Source organism: Pseudomonas sp. HS-18 (assembly GCF_020401845.1).
Taxonomy (GTDB): domain Bacteria; phylum Pseudomonadota; class Gammaproteobacteria; order Pseudomonadales; family Pseudomonadaceae; genus Pseudomonas; species Pseudomonas nitroreducens.
Genome location: NZ_CP084413.1, coordinates 4,095,888 through 4,114,130, shown reverse-complemented (window position 1 = coordinate 4,114,130; position 18,243 = coordinate 4,095,888). Strand labels below are relative to the sequence as shown.

General features: G+C 65.1%; 20 protein-coding genes. 10 read left to right on the top strand and 10 right to left on the bottom strand.

The window, feature by feature from the left end; genetic code table 11:
- Window positions 1-53: 53 nt before the first annotated feature.
- Entirely contained in the window at window positions 54-242 is a 189-nt protein-coding gene (locus tag LDJ84_RS19035; protein WP_024763537.1) for a hypothetical protein, read from the bottom strand.
- Window positions 243-474: 232 nt separating this feature from the next.
- Here LDJ84_RS19035 and LDJ84_RS19030 point away from each other — a divergent pair, with 232 nt between their 5' ends.
- Both LDJ84_RS19030 and LDJ84_RS19025 read left to right on the top strand, forming a co-directional pair.
- Window positions 475-744 carry a MoaD/ThiS family protein gene (locus LDJ84_RS19030; protein WP_084357300.1) on the top strand — a complete coding sequence of 90 codons (270 nt, stop codon included), beginning with the start codon at window positions 475-477 and terminating at the stop codon, window positions 742-744.
- Window positions 745-771: 27 nt separating this feature from the next.
- Complete coding sequence (locus LDJ84_RS19025) at window positions 772-1,875, top strand: WD40/YVTN/BNR-like repeat-containing protein (RefSeq protein WP_024763535.1); 1,104 nt, start codon at window positions 772-774, stop codon at window positions 1,873-1,875.
- Here the strand turns inward: LDJ84_RS19025 and LDJ84_RS19020 are convergent.
- Together LDJ84_RS19020 and LDJ84_RS19015 are read right to left on the bottom strand one after the other, a co-directional pair.
- Window positions 1,854-1,997 (bottom strand): hypothetical protein, encoded by a 144-nt coding sequence (locus tag LDJ84_RS19020; RefSeq protein ID WP_157837653.1) that lies wholly within the window; start codon window positions 1,995-1,997, stop codon window positions 1,854-1,856. The two genes, LDJ84_RS19025 and LDJ84_RS19020, sit on opposite strands and share 22 nt — an antisense overlap.
- A 23-nt stretch (window positions 1,998-2,020) precedes the next feature.
- Window positions 2,021-3,601: a RimK family protein gene (locus LDJ84_RS19015; protein ID WP_084357299.1), complete on the bottom strand. Its 1,581-nt coding sequence runs from the start codon at window positions 3,599-3,601 to the stop codon at window positions 2,021-2,023.
- Between the two features lie 93 nt (window positions 3,602-3,694).
- Between LDJ84_RS19015 and LDJ84_RS19010 the strand changes: the two genes are divergently transcribed.
- The 5 genes from LDJ84_RS19010 (at window position 3,695) to LDJ84_RS18990 (ending at window position 6,272) form a co-directional block, all read left to right on the top strand.
- Complete coding sequence (locus tag LDJ84_RS19010) at window positions 3,695-4,144, top strand: GNAT family N-acetyltransferase (RefSeq protein ID WP_196912958.1); 450 nt, start codon at window positions 3,695-3,697, stop codon at window positions 4,142-4,144.
- 76 nt (window positions 4,145-4,220) lie between these two features.
- The gene (locus LDJ84_RS19005; RefSeq protein ID WP_024763532.1) at window positions 4,221-4,550 is read left to right on the top strand and encodes an ArsR/SmtB family transcription factor; all 330 of its coding nucleotides are present in this window, start codon (window positions 4,221-4,223) and stop codon (window positions 4,548-4,550) included.
- On the top strand, window positions 4,547-4,981 hold the full coding sequence (locus LDJ84_RS19000; RefSeq protein WP_037016131.1) for a YeeE/YedE family protein: 435 nt from the start codon (window positions 4,547-4,549) through the stop codon (window positions 4,979-4,981). The genes LDJ84_RS19005 and LDJ84_RS19000 overlap by 4 nt, the downstream gene beginning before the upstream one ends.
- Window positions 4,978-5,412, top strand: a complete 435-nt coding sequence (locus LDJ84_RS18995; protein WP_196912957.1) for a DUF6691 family protein — start codon at window positions 4,978-4,980, stop codon at window positions 5,410-5,412. The genes LDJ84_RS19000 and LDJ84_RS18995 overlap by 4 nt, the downstream gene beginning before the upstream one ends.
- Window positions 5,409-6,272, top strand: coding sequence for an MBL fold metallo-hydrolase (locus LDJ84_RS18990; RefSeq protein WP_196912956.1), 864 nt, complete (start codon window positions 5,409-5,411; stop codon window positions 6,270-6,272). Before LDJ84_RS18995 ends, LDJ84_RS18990 begins: the two co-directional genes overlap by 4 nt.
- A gap of 243 nt (window positions 6,273-6,515) precedes the next feature.
- Here the strand turns inward: LDJ84_RS18990 and aceF are convergent, their stop codons facing one another.
- From aceF to LDJ84_RS18975, 3 genes are all read right to left on the bottom strand, one after another.
- Window positions 6,516-8,117 (bottom strand): dihydrolipoyllysine-residue acetyltransferase, encoded by a 1,602-nt coding sequence (aceF, locus tag LDJ84_RS18985; protein WP_196912955.1) that lies wholly within the window; start codon window positions 8,115-8,117, stop codon window positions 6,516-6,518.
- 154 nt (window positions 8,118-8,271) lie between these two features.
- Window positions 8,272-10,920: a pyruvate dehydrogenase (acetyl-transferring), homodimeric type gene (gene aceE / locus LDJ84_RS18980; protein WP_024763527.1), complete on the bottom strand. Its 2,649-nt coding sequence runs from the start codon at window positions 10,918-10,920 to the stop codon at window positions 8,272-8,274.
- Between the two features lie 196 nt (window positions 10,921-11,116).
- Window positions 11,117-12,088, bottom strand: coding sequence for a GGDEF domain-containing protein (locus LDJ84_RS18975; protein WP_024763526.1), 972 nt, complete (start codon window positions 12,086-12,088; stop codon window positions 11,117-11,119).
- A 317-nt stretch (window positions 12,089-12,405) separates the two neighbouring features.
- Between LDJ84_RS18975 and LDJ84_RS18970 the strand changes: the two genes are divergently transcribed.
- Window positions 12,406-13,023 (top strand): histidine phosphatase family protein, encoded by a 618-nt coding sequence (locus tag LDJ84_RS18970; protein WP_063831012.1) that lies wholly within the window; start codon window positions 12,406-12,408, stop codon window positions 13,021-13,023.
- Here the strand turns inward: LDJ84_RS18970 and LDJ84_RS18965 are convergent.
- From LDJ84_RS18965 to LDJ84_RS18955, 3 genes are all read right to left on the bottom strand, one after another.
- Window positions 13,010-13,582 (bottom strand): periplasmic-like protein, encoded by a 573-nt coding sequence (locus tag LDJ84_RS18965; RefSeq protein ID WP_037013296.1) that lies wholly within the window; start codon window positions 13,580-13,582, stop codon window positions 13,010-13,012. The two genes, LDJ84_RS18970 and LDJ84_RS18965, sit on opposite strands and share 14 nt — an antisense overlap.
- Window positions 13,583-13,665: 83 nt before the next feature.
- Window positions 13,666-14,262 carry an NADPH-dependent FMN reductase gene (locus tag LDJ84_RS18960; RefSeq protein ID WP_226045261.1) on the bottom strand — a complete coding sequence of 199 codons (597 nt, stop codon included), beginning with the start codon at window positions 14,260-14,262 and terminating at the stop codon, window positions 13,666-13,668.
- A complete protein-coding gene (locus tag LDJ84_RS18955; protein ID WP_240967231.1) occupies window positions 14,259-15,116 on the bottom strand; it encodes a sterol desaturase family protein in 858 nt (285 codons plus the stop codon). Before LDJ84_RS18955 ends, LDJ84_RS18960 begins: the two co-directional genes overlap by 4 nt.
- Before the next feature lie 67 nt (window positions 15,117-15,183).
- On the opposite strand from LDJ84_RS18955, the gene LDJ84_RS18950 reads away from it, so the two are divergent.
- Window positions 15,184-16,140, top strand: coding sequence for an AraC family transcriptional regulator ligand-binding domain-containing protein (locus tag LDJ84_RS18950; protein WP_065084535.1), 957 nt, complete (start codon window positions 15,184-15,186; stop codon window positions 16,138-16,140).
- A 113-nt stretch (window positions 16,141-16,253) separates the two neighbouring features.
- Here LDJ84_RS18950 and LDJ84_RS18945 read toward each other — a convergent pair whose 3' ends face one another.
- On the bottom strand, window positions 16,254-16,634 hold the full coding sequence (locus LDJ84_RS18945; RefSeq protein ID WP_024763521.1) for an NUDIX hydrolase: 381 nt from the start codon (window positions 16,632-16,634) through the stop codon (window positions 16,254-16,256).
- Window positions 16,635-16,997: 363 nt separating this feature from the next.
- Between LDJ84_RS18945 and ycaC the strand changes: the two genes are divergently transcribed.
- Window positions 16,998-17,624 carry an isochorismate family cysteine hydrolase YcaC gene (gene ycaC, locus LDJ84_RS18940; RefSeq protein WP_024763520.1) on the top strand — a complete coding sequence of 209 codons (627 nt, stop codon included), beginning with the start codon at window positions 16,998-17,000 and terminating at the stop codon, window positions 17,622-17,624.
- Window positions 17,625-18,243: the final 619 nt, after the last annotated feature.

The window sequence follows — 18,243 nt, the reverse complement described above, 5'->3', positions numbered from 1 at the left end:
ATGGCCAGTCCTGAGCGTAGTTCCGTCGAATGAATACGGGCGATGACGCCCGATCAGCGAGAGGTGCTGTCCGGTGGACGGGCGTGGCGGCAGTGCCAGAGCGCCCAGAAGGCCAGTTCGAGAGGCAGGGTCAGCGGTTGCAGTTCGAGCCAGCGGGCATGTTTGCGCGGCAGGCGGACAGCGCTGCCGGCCTTGCGGGCGGCGACGGGTTCCAGCGATGCGGGCGAAACGAGCAGATGCATGTCGAAGGTTATGGCTGACGATTCCCGGAGACTCGCACGGCGGATGGGTTTGTTAAATGTGATTTTCACGACGTTTGGTTTCATTTTATCGAAACTGAATGCCGGGGAAGGACCGCTACGAAGGCCGTTCCAGAGCCTCTCCGGTGGCCATGACGCATCCCGTCGAAGCGCTCGGAACACCCGCCACACCTGCCCTAGACTGGTGCAGTCAGCGCCCGTTGCGAGTTCGCCCATGTGCCGTATCGCCTTCGCCCCGTCGATCCAGCGTCACGTTTCCATCGTTGAGCGCGAGCTGACGGCGGACACCTTGTCCGGCGCGTTGGAAACGGTGTTCGCCGAGGCGCCGAAGCTGCGCGGCTACCTGCTGGATGACCAGGGCGGATTGCGCCGGCACCTGACGATTTTCATTGATGGGCTGCGCCTGCGGGACCGCGCCCGCCTCAGCGATGCGCTGGCGGCGGACAGCGAGGTCTACGTGGTGCAGGCCTTGAGCGGTGGATGAGAACCGGCGGTAATTCAGGAGAGCACAATGGATGATCGACTGCTGGTGGCGACCCGCAAGGGGTTGTTCACCTTCCAGCGTGGCGCGGACGGTTGGCAGGAAAGCCGCCGTGACTTCATCGGCGAACCGCTCAGCACCGTGCTGGCCGACCCGCGCGATGACAGCCTCTATGCCGCCCTCAACCTCGGCCATTTCGGCTGCAAGCTCTGGCGCCAACGCGCCGGTGAAGCTTGGCAGGAAGTCGCCGTGCCGACCTATCCGCAGCAACCCGACCCGCTGCCCGAACCCGCGGAAGGGGGAGCGCCGGCCGCGCCCTGGACCCTGCAACAGATCTGGTGCCTGGAAACCGGTGGCGCTGCCGAGCCCGGCGTGCTCTGGGCCGGCACCATTCCCGGCGGCCTGTTCCGCAGCGACGACGGCGGCGACAGCTGGGAGTTGAACCGCCCGCTCTGGGATGTTCCCGAGCGCTCGCGCTGGATGGGCGGCGGCTATGACTGGCCGGGCATCCACTCGGTCAGCGTCGATCCGCGGGACAGCCAGCACCTGACCGTCGCGGTGTCCTGCGGCGGCGTCTGGCAGAGCGTTGACGGCGGCGCCAGCTGGCGCCTGAGCACCGCCGGCATGTACGCCGACTACATGCCGCCGGAGCTGCGTGAAGAGGGCGCCATCCAGGACCCGCACCGCCTGGTGCATTGCCCGGCGCAACCGGATCGCCTCTGGGTGCAGCATCACAACGGCATCTTCACCTCCATCGACGGCGGCTCGCGCTGGAGCGACGTGTCGGTCCAACCCTCGAGCTTCGGTTTTGCCGTCGCCGTCCACCCGACACGGCCGGAGACGGCGTGGTTCGTCCCGGCGGTGAAGGATGTGTGCCGGATTCCGGTGGATGCCCGCTTCGTCGTTACCCGCACGCGCGACGGCGGCGCCAGCTTCGAAATACTGGACGGTGGCCTGCCCGAGGGCGCCGCCTTCGACCTGGTCTATCGCCACGGCCTGGCCATCGACGATGACGGCGCCTGCCTGGCGATGGGTTCCACCACCGGTGGCCTGTGGCTGTCGGAGAACGGCGGGGACCACTGGCAGTGCCTGTCCGTCCACCTGCCGCCGATCTACTGCGTGCGCTTTGGCTGAGTCTTGTGCCTGGCCTCTTCGCGCTCCTCGCGCGGCTTCATGCGGTGGTCGAAGTAGTTGATCGCGGTGCCGAACACGACGATGGCGATCAGGATGGTCAGGCCGATATGCGTGGCTTCCATAGGGTTCTCCTTGGACGGTTCGCTCAGAGCGCCTGGCCGTGGCGCTTGAGCTCCAGGCGGCGGATGAACTCCTCCAGTACCCGGCGGTAAAGTTCGTCCTTGAGGCAGGCATCCTCGATACCGGCGTCGAGGTTGGGGTTGTCGTTCACTTCGATGACCACCACTTCGCCGTCCACCTCCTTCAGGTCGACGCCGTAAAGGCCGTCGCCGATCAGGTTGGCAGTCTTCAGTGCCAGCTCCACGACGGCGGGCGGCGCGCTTTCCACCGGCAGCGTGCGGCACTCGCCGATCGCCTCGCCGCCGGCCTTGTGCTCGACTATCTGCCAGTGCCCGCGGGACATGAAGTACTGGCAGGCGAACACCGGCTGGCGATTGAGGATGCCGATGCGCCAGTCGAACTCGGTGTAGAGGTATTCCTGGGCGAGCAGCAGCACCGAGTGCTCGAACAGCTCGGCGCTGACGCTGTGCAGTTGCTGGGCGTCCTCGACCTTGTAGACGCCACGGGAGAAGCAGCCGTCGGGGATCTTCAGAACCAGCGGGAAGCCCAGCCGCGCGCCGATGCGCTCCAGTTCCTGCGGGTCGTCCTTGTAGAGGATTTCCGTGGCCGGCATGCCCAGGCCGTGGCTGCGCAGCAGGTCGCTGAGATAGACCTTGTTGGTGCAGCGCAGGATCGAGGCCGGGTCGTCCATCACGATCAACCCCTCGCTCTCGGCCTTTTTGGCGAAGCAGTAGGTGTGGTCGTCGACGCTGGTGGTCTCGCGGATCAGCAACGCGTCGTACTCGGCGAGGCGCGGGTAATCTTTCTTCTCGATCAGCTCCACGTCGATGCCCAACTGCCGGCCGACGCGGACGAAACTCTCCAGTGCGCCGGCGTTGGAAGGCGGCAGGCTTTCCGCCGGGTTGTGCAGGATGGCCAGGTCGTAACGCGCCAGGCGCCGCGAGTTGGGCTGGCGCCAGACGCGCCGGCTGAAGCGGTCCAGGGCATCGGCGAACTGGTCCTCCTGGTTATCGCGCAGCTTGTGCAGCGCGCCGGGGCGGATTCCCGCGATGTGCCAGGCGTCGGTGCGGCGGAAGTCCACCAGCAGAATGGGGCAAGGGAAGACCTCGAACAGTTGGCGGGCGATGGGTTGCAGCGGTTCGAGGTCGGTACGGCCGAAATACAGGCGCAGAGTGAAGCCGTCGGTGCTGGCGCAGGGATGCTGGGCGAGGGCTTTTTCCAGGGATTTTTCCAGGCCGTCCAGAGCCAGGCCGTAGAGGGATTTCTTCGCCAATTCGCTGATGGTGCGCACGGAAGGAATGACCTTGTGGCCACGTGCTTCGGCGAGCAGCGAACAATAATAACCGTGGCCGAGATATTTATAGTGGCGGCACAAGTTGATGACCTGGAAGCGTTTCCCTGCTTCGAACTGGCGGGAGGCTTCCAGATATTCCCGCGCCGTCAGCATGTCCTCGCTGGGGAGGTACGAGGCCCAGTCTTCCTTGCGGTCGACGATGATCAGAACCCGGCTGGACCGCGCTGAAGGAGGCTCTGCAGCGGCATCGGGGATTATCCGGAGAGAACTTGCGTTCAACTTTTCATGGAAGTTAGTGTGTAACGAAGACATTGTTAACGGACCTGTCTGGAAGTTGCCGTGTGTCTATTAAGCAGTAACTTTCTGAAATGTCCCGGTTCATTACGAAAGTTTTATGGAGAACTCATGTCACTGTTATATCGCCTTGCCACGCAGGCCGATTTGCCGGCTCTTCTCGCGTTGGAGGAAGGCACTTTCGACGAGGACCGCCTGAGCGCGCGCAGCTTCCGTCATCTGATCGCCGCGCCGAGCGCTGAACTCCTCGTGGCGCAGGAGGGGGGCGAGCTGCTTGGCTACGCCTTGCTGCTGTTTCGCCGGGGCGCCACGGTGGCACGGTTGTATTCGCTGGCGATCTCGTCCCAGGCCCGTGGTCGGGGGCTGGGCAGTGGCCTGCTGGAGCAGGTGGAGCGCAGTGCCACGGCGCGCGGCTGCAAGGCGCTGCGGCTCGAGGTGCGCGTCGATAATGGCATCGCCATCGGTCTCTATGAGCGGCACGACTATCGTCGGTTTGGCCGGACCGCGGGTTTCTACGAAGACGGCGTCGATGCCTGGCGGTACGAGAAGCCGCTGATCTGAAGAAGAGATCGGGGACTGGCCAGGAGGTGAAAAACAATCTATAAAAACATAGATTGTTTATTTGTAGATCGTACCCATGACCACTCCTGCGCTCGACCCCGCCGACGCGCTGCGTCTGCATCAGTCCGCCGAAACCGCCTGCCAGTTGCTCAAGGCGCTGGCCAATACCGACCGCCTGATTCTGCTCTGCCAACTGGCCGAGGGTGAACTGAACGTCGGTGAGCTGGAAACCCGTACGGGCATCTCCCAGCCGACCCTGTCCCAGCAACTGGCGGTGCTGCGCCGCGAAGAGCTGGTGGAGACCCGCCGCGAGGGCAAGCAGGTCTATTACCGCATTGCGAGCCACCAGGCGCTGGCGGTGATCGAAACGCTGTACCGGCTGTTCTGCGCGGAGCAACCGAGATGATCGACTGGACTCATTTCACCCCCTGGAGCGCCCTGGCCGGTGGAGCGCTGATCGGTCTGTCGGCCGGGCTCTACGCCGTCCTCGATGGTCGCGTCGCCGGCATCAGCGGGCTGCTCGGCGGATTGTTCAAAAGCGCCGGCTGGCGCGGAGAAGGGCTGTTCTTCCTGCTCGGAATACTGGCCGCGCCGCTGTTGTGGGCTGCGTTGCTGCCATTGCCGGAGATCCGTTTCGAGGCAGGCTGGATGACGCTGGTGGTGGCGGGCCTGCTGGTCGGCGTTGGCAGTCGTTTCGGCTCCGGCTGTACCAGTGGGCATGGTGTCTGCGGGCTATCACGGATGTCTGGCCGCTCGCTGGTGGCGACGTTGTGCTTCATGGGTACCGGCTTCGCCACCGTGTTCGTTCTGCGTCACTGGCTGGGGATTGGAGCATGAGCAGGATCGTCGCCTTGCTGCTCGGCCTGCTGTTCGGCATCGGCCTGTTGCTGGCAGGCATGGCCAACCCGGCCAAGGTGCTGGGCTTCCTCGATCTCGCCGGGCGCTGGGACCCCTCGCTGGCGCTGGTGATGCTGGCTGCCATCGCTGTTGGACTACCGTTCTTCACGTGGGCGCGGCGGCACGATCGTTCGCTGCTGGGTGGCCTGATGCAACTGCCGCAGCGCCGCGACCTGGACAGCCGGCTGATCGGCGGCAGCCTGCTGTTTGGCGTTGGCTGGGGCATTGCCGGCATCTGTCCGGGACCGGCACTGGTGACCTTCTCCGCCGGCTACTGGCAGGGCGCATTGTTCTGCCTCGCCATGCTGGTGGGGATGGCGCTCCACGCCGCCTGCGAACGGCATCGCGAGAACCAGGGGAGGCCCGCATGAGCGCCACGATCCAGCATTTCTTCGACCCGGCCACCTCCACCTACAGCTACGTGGTGGCGGATCACAGCACCGGGTACTGCGCCATCATCGATCCGGTACTGGACTACGATGCCGCCTCCGGCCGCGTGAGCAACGCCGGCGCCCGGCGCATCCTCGACCATGTGCGCGAACAGGCGCTGACGGTGCAGTGGTTGCTGGAGACCCACCTGCATGCCGATCACCTGTCCGCCGCAGCCTGGCTCAAGGCCGAGCTCGGCGGTCGGCTCGCCATCGGCGCCAGCATCGCCCAGGTACAGCGCACCTTCGCAGGACTGCTCAACCTGGGTGAGGATTTTCCCTGCGACGGCAGCCAGTTCGACCACCTGTTCGAGGACGGCGAGCGTTTCAGCATCGGCGAATTGCAGGCCCAGGCACTGCACACTCCGGGCCATACGCCGGCCTGCATGACCTATCTCATCGCTGACGCTGCCTTCGTCGGCGACACGCTTTTCATGCCCGACTACGGCACCGCCCGCTGCGATTTCCCCGGCGGCGACGCGCGGCAGTTGTACCGTTCGATCCAGCGGCTGTTCGCGCTGCCCGATTCGACCCGGCTGCTCCTCTGCCACGACTACCTGACGGAGGGGCGCGAGGAGCACCAGCACGAGACCACGGTAGCGCGCGAGCGCGAGGCCAACGTCCATGTGCATGACGGGGTGGGCGAGGACGCCTTCGTCGCGATGCGCAACGAACGCGATGCGACGCTCAACGCCCCGGCACTGATCTGGCCGTCGATCCAGGTGAACATGCGTGGCGGGGTTCTGCCGGAAGCCGAGGGCAACGGCGTGCGATATCTGCGGATTCCGCTGAATCGTATGTAGGGTGAGGCAACGGGTTCGCGAGCAGACTCGCTCCTGCCAATGGAACCTGCTACGAACTTGTCGGAGTGAACAGGTTCGCGAACCGCTGCGGGCTATCCGCCGTGATGGCGGATAACGCTTCCTGCGCTCCCGGACATTCGAGCCACTGCTTCCCCTCACCCTGGCCCTCGGGGAGAGGGCCGGGGTGAGGGGAAGCGCCCGGGTGCGAGGCTCATCGCAGTCGGAGCCCGCTGCCATGGGGCCTTAGAGCAAAAGACTGCGAATATCCCCCAACACTTCGCCGAGCCGCCGAGTGAACCGCGCCGCCGCCGCACCGTTGATCACCCGGTGGTCATAGGACAGCGACAACGGTAGCATCAGCCGCGGTTGGAAGGCCTTGCCGTCCCACAGCGGCTGCATGGTCGCCTTGCTCACGCCGAGGATCGCCACTTCTGGCGCGTTGACGATGGGCGTGAAGCCGGTGCCGCCAATATGTCCCAGGCTGGAGATGGTGAAGCAGGCGCCCTGCATCGCGTCGGCGGAGAGCTTCTTGATCCGCGCCTTCTCCGCCAGTTCGGCGGCTTCCAGGGCAAGCTGCAGCAGCCCTTTCTTGTCCACGTCGCGGATCACCGGCACCAGCAGGCCATCCGGCGTGTCCACGGCGAAGCCGATGTGCACGTAATGCTTGCGGATCAGCGCCTTGCCGCTGGGCGCCAGCGAGCTGTTGAAGTCCGGCAGCTCTCGCAGCAGGTGGGCGCAGGCCTTGAGCAGGATCGGCAGGATGGTCAGCTTGGTCCCGGCCTTTTCCGCCGCCGCCTTCTGCGCGATGCGGAAGGCTTCCGCCTCGGTGATGTCGGCGGACTCGAACTGGGTCACGTGGGGCACGTTCAGCCAGCTGCGGTGCAGGTTGCTGGCGCCGACCTGCATCAGGCGGGTCATGGCCACTTCTTCGATTTCGCCGAACTTGCTGAAGTCGATTTCCGGAATCGGCGGAATCCCTGCGCCGCCAGCGGCTCCTGCCGCCGCGCCGGACTTGCTCCGTTGCAGTTGCTCCTTCACGAACAACTGCACGTCCTCCTTGAGGATGCGGCCCTTGGGCCCGGTGCCGGTAACCTGCGCCAGGTCGACGCCGAATTCGCGGGCGAGCATGCGCACCGCCGGCCCGGCGTGGACCTTGGTGCCGTCGCGGCTGGGCGCACCGACGGGCGCGGCTTCCGGTGCCTTGGGCTGCTCGGTTCTTGCGCTGGGCTCCGGAGCGGGTTGCGCGGTGTCCTGCGCAGCAGTCGGCGCGGCGCTAGCGGCAACTTCCAGTTCAAGGATCTCATCGCCTTCCTTGAGCGTATCGCCGATCTTCACCTTGATGGCTTTCACCACCCCGGCCCTGGGCGCGGGGATTTCCATGCTGGCCTTGTCGGATTCCAGCGTCAGCAGGCTCTGGTCGGCCTCGATGGAGTCACCCACCTTGACCATCAGTTCGATGATCTCGCCCTGGCCGTTGCCGATGTCCGGAACCTTGATGGTTTCCACGCCACCGCCTCCCGCAGGCGCGGATTGCGGGGCCGGTGCGGCGGCGGGCCTGGGTTGTTCGGCTGCCGGTTTGGCGGGCTCTTCGGCCTTGGCCTCGGTGGCGCTGTTTTCGGCTTCCAGTTCGAGGATCTCGTCGCCTTCCTTGAGGGTGTCGCCGATCTTCACCTTGATCGCCTTCACCACGCCGGCTTTCGGCGCAGGAATTTCCATGCTGGCCTTGTCGGATTCCAGGGTCAGCAGGCTCTGGTCGGCCTCGATGCGATCGCCGACCTTGACCAGCAGTTCGATGACTTCGCCTTCGCCGTTGCCGATGTCGGGTACGCGGATGGTCTCGCTCACGGTGCCTCTCCTCAGAACCTGCTCAATGTCTGCCTGCACTTGCTCATGCGGCGTTGAGAGCAGGCTCGAAATGCTCATTTATCGCTCGTAAACTGCGCTTTCTCGCCTGCTCTCGCCTTGCCTGAGCTGCGTTCGGCAAGACCTTGAACAGGTTCTAGCAGTCCAGCGGGTTGGGTTTTTCCGGGTCGAGACCGAACTTGGCGATCGCTTCCGCCACCACTTTCGGCTCGATGTCGCCGCGATCGGCCAGCGCCTCCAGCGCGGCGAGCACCACCCAGTGGCGGTCCACCTCGAAGAAGTGGCGCAGCCTCGCGCGGGTGTCGCTGCGGCCGAAGCCGTCGGTGCCCAGCACCTTGAATTCCTTGGTCGGCACCCACTGGCGAATCTGTTCGGCGTAGACCTTCATGTAGTCGGTGGACGCGATCACCGGCCCGCGCCGGCCGCCGAGGCAGTGCTCGACATAACTCGCACGCGGCTTCTGCCCAGGATGCAGGCGATTCCAGCGTTCCACCGCCAGGCCGTCGCGGCGCAGCTCGTTGAAGCTGGGCACGGACCAGATGTCTGCGCCGATGCCGAAGTCCTCGCGGAGGATTTTCGCGGCCGCTTCCACCTCGCGCAGGATGGTTCCCGAGCCGAGCAGCTGGACGTGGTGCGCGGCGCCGCGCTTGTCCTCGTCGAGCAGGTACATGCCCTTGATGATCCCTTCCTCGGCGCCCTTGGGCAGGGGCGGGTGCGGGTAGTTCTCGTTCATCACGGTGATGTAGTAGAAGACGTCCTGCTGCTCCTCCATCATCTGCCGGACGCCCTCCCTGATGATCACCGCCAGCTCGTAGGAGTAGGTCGGGTCGTAGGTGCGGCAGTTGGGGATGACCGAGGCAAGCACGTGGCTGTGGCCGTCCTCGTGCTGCAGGCCTTCGCCGTTGAGCGTGGTGCGCCCGGCGGTGCCGCCGAGGAGGAAGCCGCGGGTCAGGCTGTCGCCGGCCGCCCAGGCAAGGTCGCCGATACGCTGGAAGCCGAACATCGAATAGAAGATGTAGAACGGCAGCATCGGCTGGCGGTAGTTGCTGTAGGCGGTGCCGGCGGCGATGAACGACGACATGGCGCCGGCCTCGGTGATGCCTTCCTCGAGGATCTGGCCCTTCTTGTCCTCGCGATAGAACATCAACTGCTCCTTGTCGACCGGCTCGTAGAGCTGGCCCACCGAGGAGTAGATGCCGAGCTGGCGGAACATGCCCTCCATGCCGAAGGTGCGGGCTTCGTCCGGGATGATCGGCACGATGCGCTGGCCCAGCTCCTTGTCCTTCACCAGTTGCGAGATGATCCGCACGAAGGCCATGGTGGTGGAGATTTCACGGTCGCCCGAACCGTCCAGCAGCGCCTTGAGCGTTTCCAGCGGCGGCGCCGGGATGGCCTGGCTGTTGCCATGGCGATGGGGCATGAAGCCGCCCAGGGCGGCCCGGCGTTCCTTCAGGTAGCGCGCCTCGGCGCTGCCCTCGTCGGGGCGATAGAAGGGCAGCCTGGGCAGGTCGGCATCCTTGATCGGGATGTCGAAACGGTCGCGGAAGGCGCGCAGGCTGTCCACGTCGATTTCGTGGATGTTGTGGGCGATGTTCTTCGCCTCCCCGGTGCCGGTGCCGTAGCCCTTGATGGTCTTGGCCAGGACCACGCTGGGCTGGCCCTTGTGGTTCACCGCCTGGTGGTAGGCCGCATAGACCTTGTACGGGTCGTGGCCGCCACGGTTGAGCTTCCAGACCTCCTCGTCGGAGAGGTCCTTGACCATCTCCAGCAACTCGGGCCGCTTGCCGAAGAAGTGCTCGCGGACGTAGGCGCCGTCCTTGGCCTTGTAGTTCTGGTAGTCGCCGTCCACCGCTTCGTCCATCCGCGCCTGCAGCAGGCCGGCGGTGTCCTTGGCGAACAGCGGGTCCCACAGGCGCCCCCAGATCACCTTGATCACGTTCCAGTTGGCGCCGCGGAACACGCCTTCCAGCTCCTGGATGATCTTGCCGTTGCCGCGCACCGGGCCGTCCAGGCGCTGCAGGTTGCAGTTCACCACGAAGATCAGGTTGTCGAGCTTCTCGCGCCCGGCCAGGGAGATCGCACCGAGGGATTCGGGTTCGTCGGTCTCGCCGTCGCCGAGGAAGCACCAGACCTTCTGCTTGCCGGCGGGAATGAAGCCGCGGCTCTCCAGGTACTTCATGAAGCGCGCCTGGTAGATCGCCTGGATCGGCCCCAGGCCCATGGACACCGTGGGGAACTGCCAGAAGTGCGGCATCAGCCGGGGGTGCGGGTAGGAGGAGACTCCCTTGCCATCCACCTCCTGGCGGAAGTTCTCCAGCTGCTCGTCGCTGAGCAGCCCCTCGATGTAGGCGCGGGCGTAGACGCCTGGGGAGGCGTGACCCTGGAAGTAGATCAGGTCGCCGGCGTGTTCCTCGGTAGGGCCGTTGAAGAAGTAGTTGAAGCCGATGTCGTAGAGGGTCGCCGAGGAAGCGAAGGTGGAGATGTGCCCGCCCAGTGACGGGTCCTTGTGGTTGGCGCGCATGACCATTGCCAGCGCGTTCCAGCGCACCAGCGAGCGGATGCGCCGCTCCATGAACAGGTCGCCGGGCATGCGTGCTTCATGGCCGACCGGAATGCTGTTGCGATAGGGCGTGGTGATGGCGTAGGGCAGTTGCGTGCCGGTGCGGCTGGCCAGCTCGCCGAGGCGAGTCATCAGGTAGTGGGCGCGCTCTTCGCCTTCTTTTTCCAGTACGGATTCCAGCGCGTCCAGCCATTCCTGGGTTTCGACGGGGTCGATATCGTGCATGGTCAGGGGTCCTGGTTACGGGGTCGGCTCTACGCAATGCCGGCTCCGGGCCAGGTGTTCCAAGGGGTTGGCGCAACGGTCGGCGGCCCTTGTGAGGCCACCGCGCTGCCGCCGGCACGCGCGTGTGGCTATAGAGCTTAGACAGCTCTGGCGCCAGTGCCCGCCCTGATTGTCGAGTCAGGTCGTCGCAGTGGCCTCAGAGCACCGCGTCGCGCCGCAGGTCGTCGCCGCGCTTCCACTGGGCCGCCACCAGCCGATCGCGCCCGGCCTGCTTGGCCTGGTAGAGCAACCGGTCCACCGCCGCGACGAAGTCCAGCGGGCGGTCGCTGGAGGAGGGCACGGCGGTGCCGACGCCCAGGCTGATGGTCAGCAGCGAGGACACATTCGACTTCTCGTGACTGATCTGTTGTTCGCGCAGCACGCTGCGGCAGCGCTCGGCAACCTGCCGCGCGGCCTCGCTGTCGGTCTCCGGCAGCACCAGCACGAACTCCTCGCCGCCGAAGCGCGCGATGAAGTCCCGCGGGCGATGCAGCGCACCCGCCAGTGCCTTGCCCACCGTGCGCAGGCAGTCGTCACCGCGGACATGCCCGTAGTGATCGTTGAACTGCTTGAAGTAGTCGATATCCAGCAGTACCAGGGAGATCGGCTGGCCGCTGCGCTGGGCGCTGCCCCACTCGGTGTCCAGCACCGAATCGAACATGCGCCGGTTGGCCACACCGGTCAGGCCGTCCTTGTACGAGTACTCCTCGAGCTGGCGCTGCAGCATGATCAGCTGTTCTTCGGCGCGCTTGCGCTCGCTGATGTCGAACATGAAGCCGACCAGCGAATCCACCTCGCCGTCGTCGTCGCGCACCACGTGCACCACATCGCGAATCCACACGTAATCACCCTGGATGGTCAGCGCGCGGTAATCCGCCTCGTGATCGGTGCCCTCGCGGGACTGCGAAATGCAGAAATTCACCACCCGCTCGCGGTCTTCGGGGTGCATGCGCTCTGCCCAGTCGTTGGCGCTGACCCAACTGGCCTGGCTCCAGCCCAGCAATTCTTCGATCTGCGGGCCGATGTAGGCGAAGGTCATGGATTTCCAGTCGATCTTCCACGGGATGGCGCGGGTGGATTCGAGGAGGGTCTGGTAGACGGGATTCTCCGGGGAGGCGTCGTACGGCATGGCGGCGGCTCTCTGATGGCACTGTGCCTTGTTCTACCACATCGCGATGACCGAAAAGCGGCCGATTGCGCTGGTTGACCCCTCGATGGCGGCGGGGCGACAGACGGTCGTTTCCGACAGAGACGGTTTCTTCAGCAATTCATAACGGGTTCTTCACGAATCCGGGGATAGGGTTTGTTCGCCCGCCATCTGACAACCCGCAGTGCGATGGACACCCCAGGGACGGGTCGGGCCTCCCTCGTCGAAGAGGGAACGGATGCGGACCTCTTTCCAGCAGCGCGGCCTCAATCATGCCCATCCCGAAAGTCTTCAGATCAATGTCCCGCGGTTGGCTGGCATTACTGGCAATGCTCCCGGTGATTGCCCTGCTCAGTGGCTTCCTGCCGCTGGACTTCTCGCGTCCTACGCCGCTGGTGGGTGACGCCCAGCGCCAGGCCGAATTGCGCGAGCATTGGCAGAACGGCGACCTGATCGTGCTGGTGCGCCATGCCGAACGCTGCGACCGCTCCAGCGCACCGTGCATGGCCGACGTCAGCGGCATCACCGTCAGGGGCGGGCAGAGTGCCCACGAGATCGGGCAGGATTTCGCCGCGCTCGGCCTGGCCAATGCCGACATTCTCAGCAGCGACCAGTTGCGCGCCATCCAGACCGCCTCCTCGATGTTCGGCCGGCAGCCGGTGGAGCAGAACTGGTTGTACAAGTGCGAAGGAACGATGCTGGACCAGGCGCTGCAGCACAAGGTGGCGCACCGCAACCTGATCCTGGTGACCCACAGCGAATGCATCGAAGACCTGGAACACTCGGTCAGCGTGGACGACCCGGCGACCCCGGACTATGCCTCGACGCTCTTCGTGCTCAGCGAGAAGGACCAGACGCCGCGCTTGCTGGGTTACCTCGACGCGGATCAGTGGCCGTTGAACGTCAGCGGGCGCTGATCTGGCTGGGCGTGGCGCCCAGGCGGTAGCGCTGCAATTCCTGCGCGGTCAGCACGCGCATGCGTTGCGGGTCGATGCTCTGCATGGCGTCGGCCAGCTCCAGGGGAATATCCATGTCGCGGAAATAGGTGCGGGCGTTGTAGCTGCCCGCGGCCTGGGACGAATCGCCGGCCGGGTAGTAGGGGCGATGCAGGCCCACGTAGCCGCGCACGGTACGGTGCTTGCCGGCGGCCAGCAGGTAGACGCAGGAACCCTGGCAGACGCTGTTGGTCGGCACCAGGGTCTCGAAGCCGGATTCACGCAGCAGGCGGCCCATCTTGATCGACTCGGCGGCGCTGCCACCGATGCTGTCCAGCAGGGCCACCTTGCGGGCGAACTTGCCGGGGTTGGCCAGCAGCCCCTTGAACAGACGTTCGTAGTCGCCCGGAGCGATGTCCTCGCTGATCCGTACCGCCAGTACTTCGCCGACCTTGGAATGCTGCACCTGCTTCACCTCGACCTTGGCGAAGGTCAGGCTGGAGCACAGCGCGGTGGCACAGAGCAGGGCGGTGCGAAGCATCGGGAGACGAGTCCTGTCGAAGTTTTTGTAGGAAGGCGCAGAAGATACCCTGAAGCGCCTTCCTACGCATCCTCCTGGGCGCCTCACATACCGTTGGCGTAGGCCGGATTGTGCAGGTCGATCCGCTGGCGGACCTCGCGCAGCGCGCCTGCGTACTGGCAAAGCATGTGCAGCGCCCAATCGGCGCGTTCGCGCAGGCGCTGGTCGTTTTCATCGCTTGGCGGGCCTTCGTTGAGCACGCTTTCCACCTGTCGGACCAACAGCTGTTCCGGCAGGTAGGCGATGCGGCTGTTCTTGTAGCTGGAGGCGCGCAGCTCGGCCAGCGGATAGGCGCCGCCCTGGCCGGCGGAAACCCCGACCGGTAGCGCCGGCTTGTGCCCCAGTTCGCGCAGCCCGGCATAGACGAAGAAATTCTTCAGCGCCGGGCAGGCCATGCCGTGCCATTCCGGAGCGATCACCACCAGCGCATCGGCCTCGTGCAGCAGCTCGCAGTGCTGCGGCCAATGGCCTTGCGTACCCGCTGCCGGCCACAGCGGCAGTGGCGTGGCGCCCAGGTCGATGACCTGCGCCCAGCCGCACAGCGCCAGGCTTTCCAGACGGCCGGCAAGGTAGCGAGCGACCTTCGCCGACTGGCTGTCCAACTGGCTGGAGCCGGCGACCAGCACGATATTCGGGCTCATCGGGCCACCTCCGCTGCGACGTCCTTCTCGGTGTCCGGCGCGCGGCTGCGCACCAGCGGCCAGAACACTTCCTCCTGCCAGCTGACCGGCGCCAGGTCCTCGATGCCGTAGGTCTGTGGGCGGCGCCGGGTGATCTTTGCCGTACCGAAGAGCACGTCCCAGAAGAACAGCAGGTTGCCGAAGTTGCCCTTGTAGTAGGTCACGCCATCGTCGGCACTCAATCCGTGGTGGGCCGAATGGGTGGCGGGCGTCGAGATTGTCCGCTCCAGCAGCCACATCAGCGGGCGCAGGACGCGGATGCGATAGAGCCTGTCGTCCCAGGCGAGGTTGCTGTGGGCGCCGAAGATCACGCACATCTTCAGGATCAGGTAGACGTAGTAGACGTTCGCCAACCCCATGTGGATCAGCGCCCCGGAGAACCACAGGCCCGGCATCAGCAGGTAGTAGAAGCTGTTGTTGCGGTAGACGATGCGGATGCTCATGTACGGCGCCGAATGGTGCGCGCGGTGCAGGGCGTAGAGGAACGGCACGCGGTGGGCCAGGCGATGCCACCAGTACTGGGTCAGGTCGTCGAACAGCAGGAACAGCGCGAAGCCGGCCAGCCAGGGGATGCCCGCGAGGGAACCGGCGGCGGCGGGAATGGCGAGGTCGAGCAGGGCGCCGCTGGCCCACATCACCAGAGGGAAGGTCACCGCCAGCAGAAGGCTGGAGCCGAAAATCTCGATCAGCGCGTCACGACGCTGGCCATGGGGTTGGCGGAAGGTGGCACAGGCCATTTCCAGGGCGATGAAGGCGAAGAATATCCCCGCCACGATCACGGTCGGATTGTCTGGGAGCATTGTTGTTGTAGTCATGACACTCTCGGTTCGGGTCCAATGGGACAAGGCGTGCCCATCAGAACCCATGACCGAACGGCGACCCATGCGCGAAAAGGACAGAAACATCCGAGAACTGGCCAACCCGGCGGCGCAGCGCTACCACCGCGGGCCGCTCGGCCAGGTGCTGGAGCGCTACCTGAGCAGCCACCGTGCGCGTCGGCACAGCGATTACAGCCTGGTCGAGCTGGAGCAGCTCTGGCTTGAAGCGGCGAGCCTGGAGCCCGCCATCGGCCTGCAGCTGTTCGGCCTGTTCACCCCTCAGGACTGGCATGTGATCGCCCACCTCGCGCAGTTCTGCGCCGATGTGCGGCAGGCTGTGCTCTGCTGGGTGCGCTATGCGCCACTGGCCGCGGACACCGATACCTTCCGGCTGCTCGAAGAGGGCGACAGCGTCGCCGTCGAACTGGTCATCGATGCCCCCGAACCGCTGAGCCGATACCTGCTGGAGCATTACTGCGTGATGGCGGTGACTCAACTGCGTCGGGGTACCGGCAGCGCCGTCGTCCCGGTGCGTGCCTGTTTCGCCCACGCACGGCCCGAGTACCACGCGCAGTACACGCAGTGGTTCGGTCAGCGGGTGGAGTTCGGGAGCACCTGCAACCGACTGTATTTCGACGCGCAGACGCTGTCCCTGCCGCTACTGGGGCGTCATGCCGGTCTGGTGGAACTGCTCACGATGGAGCTTGATCGCCGCCTCGCCCGACTGCGCCAACTCAGCGGGTGGGCGGCCAGGGCAGCGGGTATCGCCCGACGGATGCTCGAACGCGGCGAGGTCCCGGCGCTGGAAAGCGTCGCAGACCAGTTGCACCAGAGTCCGCGCACCCTGCGCAGGCGGTTGGCGGAACAGGATCTGGGATTTCGCGAGTTGCTCGATCAGGTGCGCAAGGAGTTGGAGCAGCACCTGGAACTGCAGGGAGAAAGTCGCACGCGCATCGCCGAGCGCCTGGGCTACGGTGACTTGGCGGCGTATCTGAATGCGCGCAAGCGCTGGAGTGCATGAATCATCGAGCAATAGGGCAGGGCAGCTGAAACGGTGGTCAGCAGCACAGGGGAGACGAACGCGCCTGCCTTGTCCGCCGTGGGCTGGAGAGGGGGCGATGAAAAAGGCCGGCGTCAGCCGGCCTCTTTGCTCAGACACGAACGCAACAGGCGTCGCACCGACTTGTTGATGTTGCGCTTGCTCGCCTCCTCGGGGGTGAACCAGCGGCAATCGGCGATCTCGTTCAGCGGGGTCGGCTGCTGCGCCGGGTCGACCGGCGTTTCGAACACGTAGTGCAGCGTCTGGTACAGCTCCAGCGGCGCCACGTAGTTCATCTGCTCGATGGCCAGCCCGGTTTCCTCGATCAGCTCGCGCACGGCGGCCTGGCCTGGGCGTTCGTCGGCCTCGATACGGCCGCCGGGAAGGTTCCATTTCGACTTGGCCTTGCGGACGAACAGAATCTTGTCGTCGAGCCGGCAAATCACGGTTGCGCGCTCTTTTACGTTCCTGGCCATGGCGCTAGTTCCCCCACACGCTTCCTACAGTTTTCAGCTTAGACATTTCGCGAATATTTCCATTGGGAAGAACTGCTTACAACAACAATGTCGACGAATGGTAAGGAATTGTCGTGGGTGAGATATGTAAGGGAAGTCTGAAGCCCCGGTCGTCATCATCCGTTCTCAGAATTCCTTCACCGTGGACCGGCGGCTGGAATCGAAGTGCAAAATTTTTTTGCACCGGCGTGCCAGGCTTCATGGCCTACGCTTGATACCTGCCACTGCGCCTGGCGGCGCACGAACTGAGCGAGCACGCAGTACCGCTGACTCATCACCGGCCCGGCGCCCAGAGCCGGGCGACCTTCATCCAGAGGAAATCCCATGAGCAAGCCCTACGTCCGTCTCGACAAGTCCCAGGCCGCGGTATTGCTGGTCGATCACCAGGCCGGCCTGCTTTCGCTGGTGCGTGACATCGAGCCCGACAAGTTCAAGAACAACGTCCTGGCTCTGGCCGACCTGGCCAAGTACTTCAAGCTGCCGACCATCCTCACCACCAGCTTCGAGAACGGCCCCAACGGCCCGCTGGTGCCCGAGCTGAAGGACCTGTTCCCCGACGCGCCCTACATCGCCCGCCCGGGCAATATCAACGCCTGGGACAACGAGGACTTCGTCAAGGCGGTGAAGGCCACCGGCAAGAAGCAACTGATCATCGCCGGCGTGGTCACCGAGGTGTGCGTGGCCTTCCCCGCGCTGTCGGCGCTGGAAGAGGGCTTCGATGTCTTCGTCGTCGCCGATGCCTCGGGCACTTTCAACGAAGTCACCCGTGACGCCGCCTGGCGCCGCATGGAGGCCGCCGGCGCGCAGATGATGACCTGGTTCGGCGTGGCCTGTGAGCTGCACCGCGACTGGCGCAACGACATCGAAGGCCTTGCCGCGCTGTTCTCCAACCACATCCCCGACTACCGCAACCTGATCACCAGCTACAGCACGCTCACCGCCAAGAAGTGAGGCGGCGCTCGCCGGGCCGGCGCCAGGTGGGCCGGCCCTGCCCTGTAGCCGGGGCGCTCCAGGGCAAGCTCGTAGAATTGTCGGGCTTCGCTGAGCAGCGGGGCCAGTGCGTTGATGAAGAGGACTTCCTCGCCGGACTGGTCGGTCACGGTGACGGGGAGAAATTCGCGCTTGGTGATCCTCCGCGAGGTGGGATTGTTCGCTCTTCCCGAGAATGAATGAGGGCCGCCAATCAACCCTTCCTGCGGGAAGAGAGGCAACCGTGCGAGGGTAGGAAGCGCCGGTCTCCGGGACCCGCTAGGCCCGAAGGCCTCCCGCGCGGGCACCATGAAACATGAGTCCGCAAACGGATTACGTCCCCGAGTCGTGGCTACGGAGCTGCCGTGCCCTGAGAGATACTGCTGGGGTTTCCTACGCCCGGCCGCGATGACGCTGCGGCGGTTCAGAGGCCAGGGGCGGCGCTAAGGCTAATGGCTGGTGAGGCTTCTCGGTTGGTTGCTGCGATGCAGTGGCAGGACATTGCCGACAGAATGAAGCGGGGCTCGTCCCTTCCCCAAACACGCAGGAGCGATCAGGGGGGGAGAGGTGAATGCGGAGCCGGCTTTGCCGCACGGCGCAA